The organism is Halovibrio sp. HP20-59, from assembly GCF_033052795.2.
GTDB lineage: Bacteria > Pseudomonadota > Gammaproteobacteria > Pseudomonadales > Halomonadaceae > Vreelandella.
On the sequence record NZ_JAWJUW020000057.1, the window covers coordinates 1 to 487 of the forward strand.

General features: G+C 57.1%; 1 pseudogene. It reads left to right on the plus strand.

The features are described from left to right. Positions 1-88 precede the first annotated feature (88 nt). A pseudogene (locus RZA33_RS19365) lies at positions 89-487 on the plus strand (hypothetical protein); the annotation flags it as partial.

Sequence of the window (487 nt, forward strand, 5' to 3'; positions counted from 1 at the left end):
GGCGCAGATGAAAGGGCGGTGCACCAACCCGAACAACACGTCCTATCCGCGATATGGCGGCCGGGGCATTACGGTCTGTGAGCGCTGGATGACTTACGAGGGATTTCTAGCGGACATGGGCCATCCGCCAGCCGGCACAACGCTAGATAGGATCGACAACTCGCTGGGTTACTCGCCCGAAAACTGCCGTTGGGCAACCTGGACGCAGCAACAGCGCAACAAGCGTAGCAATGTGTTTATCACCCACGCTGGCGAGACTCTCTGTATTGCTGAATGGGCTGAGAAATCCGGCATCACGTCCTCGACTTTGCTTAAGCGACTCCGAGATGGCTGGGCCTTCACTGATGCAATTTCCCTTCCTATCGAAAAGATGCATCACGACAAGCTGATCGAGTTTGGTGGAGAGCGCATGGGTCTTGTGCAGTGGGCCGAGCGGTTGAATCTGTCGAAGGGCACGTTGAAGTCGCGGCTGGTGCGTGGCTGGTCT